The sequence below is a fragment of the Duganella callida genome (genome assembly GCF_004614165.1).
Lineage (GTDB): Bacteria > Pseudomonadota > Gammaproteobacteria > Burkholderiales > Burkholderiaceae_D > Rugamonas > Rugamonas callida.
Genome location: NZ_SPVG01000139.1, coordinates 1 through 2682, shown reverse-complemented (window position 1 = coordinate 2682; position 2682 = coordinate 1). Strand labels below are relative to the sequence as shown.

Sequence of the window (2682 nt, the reverse complement as noted above, 5' to 3'; positions counted from 1 at the left end):
AGATCCTGGCCCAGGTGCAGGCGTTCGCCCAGCAGCGGCCAGCTGGCCAGCGCCACCAGCAGCGGCGCCACGCCGCGCATCAGCGGGTAGGCCTGGCTCATGTCGCCATGTCGGTAGGCGGCCGCCAGCAGGCGGTAGTAGATCACCTGGCAGCAGGCCGATGCCACCAGCCACGGCCAGCTGGCGGCGGCCGGCACGGTCACCGCGGCCGGCAGCACCAGCAGCAGCGGCAGCGACACCAGGCCGGCGCCGCAGGCCACCAGCACCGTGGTCAGGTATTTGTCCGGGCCGGCCTTGACCAGCGCATTCCAGGTGGCGTGCAGCAGCGCGGCGAACAGTACGACGGTGACGACGGAACCTTCCATGCGCTCAGCGCACCTCCTTGCGGTTCACCGGCGCGGCGCCCATCACGGTTTCCGCAACGCCAGCAGGCGGACGATTTCCGCCAGCAGCACGTCGAAGCGGACCGGCTTCTTGAAGAAACTGTCGTAGGGCAGCGGCGGCTCCTTGAGCGCGCCGGCGCTGGTCAGAATGAACGGGATCGGGCACAGGGCCGGATCGGCGCGCCAGGCCAGGCACAGGCGGCCACCGTCCATCACCGGCATCATCAGGTCGGACAGCACGATGTCGGGCCGTTCGCCGGCCGCCGCCGCCAGCGCCTCGGCGCCGTTGTTGGCGGTCTGGACCCGGTAGCCATGGTATTCGAACAGCATGCTGTAGGCGCTCAGCACGTCGAATTCGTCATCGACCAGCAGGATCAGCGGACCGGCAGTGGAAGCAGGAGGTGAGCTCATGGACACCTACAGCGGCGCGCGGTGGAAGGACGCCGGCCCCTCGATGCTCATGCCGTCGTCGGCAATGAGCAGGATGTGGTTGGAGGCGTCGTAGCTGTTTTCGCGCAGCTTGCGCACGCTGATCTGGCGCCGGTTGACGCCGCCGATTTCCACATACCGCATCAGGATGATGTTCTCGAACAGCATGGACTCATCGGGACTGCCCATGCCCTGGGCGATATACGGCAGCTCCTGCATGAAGAAGGTGGTGACATGGCGGCGCCGCAGCTCATTGACCAGCGCCACCAGGAACGCGCGCGAGCGGCCGGTGTGGACCACGATGTCGCGCAGCGCGTCGATGCCGTCCACCATCAGGCGCGTCACCTTGCGCTGCTCGACATTGCACAATACCTGCTGCGTCAGGCTGTCCACCAGCACTTCCAGCGGCGGATGCCAGATCACCTGCAGCTTGCCGCTGTCGAAGTATGGTTGCAGATCGATACCGACGCTGCGCGCTTTTTCCAGCAACCGCAGCGGCGATTCGTGGAAGCCGGCGATCAGGCAGGACTCGCCGCGCTTCAGGCCATCGAAAATGAAATGCAGCCCCATCAGCGTCTTGCCGACGCCGGGGTGGCCGAGCAGGGCGGTGGTGGAGCCGGCCAGCACGCCGCCATTGGTCAGCAGATCCCAGCCGTCGATGCCGAAGCCGAGACGGACGAATTCGCGGCGCTCTTCCGGCCCGGCTGCGCTGTTGATCGCTTCCAGCCGCGGATAGATGGCGATGCCGTCGGCGTCCACCTCGAACACGTGGCGCCCGAGCATGTGCTTGGAGCCGCGCAGCTTGAACACCTTGATTTCACGCAGCAGCTGCAGGCCGCGCTCGTACTGGCTCAGTGCGATCAAGCCGTCGACCAGGGTGTTTTCCGAATCGGCCACGTTGCCCTCGGTCGGCGACAGCAGGAAGGTGGTGCAGTGCATGGTCGACACCAGCGAATTCAGCGCCAGCATGAATTCGGACAGGCTCATGTCCGAAGGCGCCGCCTCGCGCACGGTGCGGAAACCGTCGATGATCATGATGTCGGGCCGGTGCTCGGCCAGGGTGGCGGCGATGGTCTTCTGCAGCGCCCGCAGGCCGCCGCGCAGCAGTTCGTTGTAGACGCTGAGGAACAGGATGCGTTCGGTGACCAGGCTGTCGTCGAAAAAGGAAAAGTTGCTCAAGTGATTGAGCATCTTGTTGTGGGTTTCGGCGATCAGGGTCAGGATCATCACTTTTTTGCCCTGGCGCGCGTGATGGAAGCCGATCTGGCAGGCCAGGGTGGTCTTGCCGCTGCCGGCCAGGCCCTGGATCAGATAGAGGCTGTGCGCGGGAAATCCCCCGCCCAGGATACGGTCCAGGCCGGGCACGCCGGTGTTCAGCAGGGGAATGCGCATGATGTTCTATCCAGGTGGCAATATTACAAGTGAGGCAAGTGCCACACTGTAACGTACTGGAAAGGATTATAGAAGGTCTATCTGTTGCCGTGCGCCGCGCTGGCGCGCGGCGGAGGCAGTTGGGTAGCCGTCAACCGATGAAGGAATCGAACTGCAAGTCGAATTCCTGCAGCGCCTTCTGGGCGTTCTGCATTTTTTTGCGGAATTCCGGGCCGCGCTGCAGGGCCAGGCCGACCGCCAGCACGTCGATCACCACCAAGTAGGCCAGGCGCGCCGAGATCGGCGTGTAGGGATCGATGTTGAAGATCAGGTCGATCGGAATCAGCACCGTGGCCAGTTCGGCCAGCGGAGTGCCGGACGGCGCCAGCACGATCACGTCGGCGCCGCCGTTGCGCGCCAGCTTGACCGAGCGCACCAGCGATGGGCTGTTGCCGCGCTGCGAGATCGCCACCAGCGCGTCGCCGGTGCGCAGCAGGGC

The 2682-nt window shown here is 65.3% G+C and carries 4 protein-coding genes; all 4 read right to left on the bottom strand.

Features of this window, described 5'->3' with window-relative positions:
• Positions 1–365: EamA family transporter (locus tag E4L98_RS13680; protein WP_167761326.1), on the bottom strand; the 365-nt coding region annotated here is incomplete at its 3' end.
• Positions 366–407: 42 nt separating this feature from the next.
• Positions 408–794 (bottom strand): response regulator, encoded by a 387-nt coding sequence (locus tag E4L98_RS13675; protein WP_135202105.1) that lies wholly within the window; start codon positions 792–794, stop codon positions 408–410.
• A gap of 6 nt (positions 795–800) precedes the next feature.
• Positions 801–2204 (bottom strand): ATPase domain-containing protein, encoded by a 1404-nt coding sequence (locus tag E4L98_RS13670; RefSeq protein ID WP_135202104.1) that lies wholly within the window; start codon positions 2202–2204, stop codon positions 801–803.
• 130 nt (positions 2205–2334) lie between these two features.
• The coding region (locus E4L98_RS13665; RefSeq protein WP_135202103.1) for an SIS domain-containing protein at positions 2335–2682 on the bottom strand (348 nt) is incomplete at its 5' end.